Source organism: Pantoea sp. AS142 (assembly GCF_037152305.1).
Lineage (GTDB): Bacteria > Pseudomonadota > Gammaproteobacteria > Enterobacterales > Enterobacteriaceae > Pantoea.
Genome location: NZ_JBBCMO010000043.1, coordinates 1 through 223 on the forward strand (window position 1 = coordinate 1; position 223 = coordinate 223).

At 99.6% G+C, this 223-nt stretch carries 1 protein-coding gene; it reads left to right on the plus strand.

The features are described 5' to 3' along the window. The coding region (locus WFO64_RS22660; RefSeq protein ID WP_031446339.1) for a hypothetical protein at positions 1 to 223 on the plus strand (223 nt) is incomplete at both ends.

Sequence of the window (223 nt, forward strand, 5' to 3'; positions counted from 1 at the left end):
GGGGGGGGGGGGGGGGGGGGGGGGGGGGGGGGGGGGGGGGGGGGGGGGGGGGGGGGGGGGGGGGGGGGGGGGGGGGGGGGGGGGGGGGGGGGGGGGGGGGGGGGGGGGGGGTGGGGGGGGGGGGGGGGGGGGGGGGGGGGGGGGGGGGGGGGGGGGGGGGGGGGGGGGGGGGGGGGGGGGGGGGGGGGGGGGGGGGGGGGGGGGGGGGGGGGGGGGGGGGGGG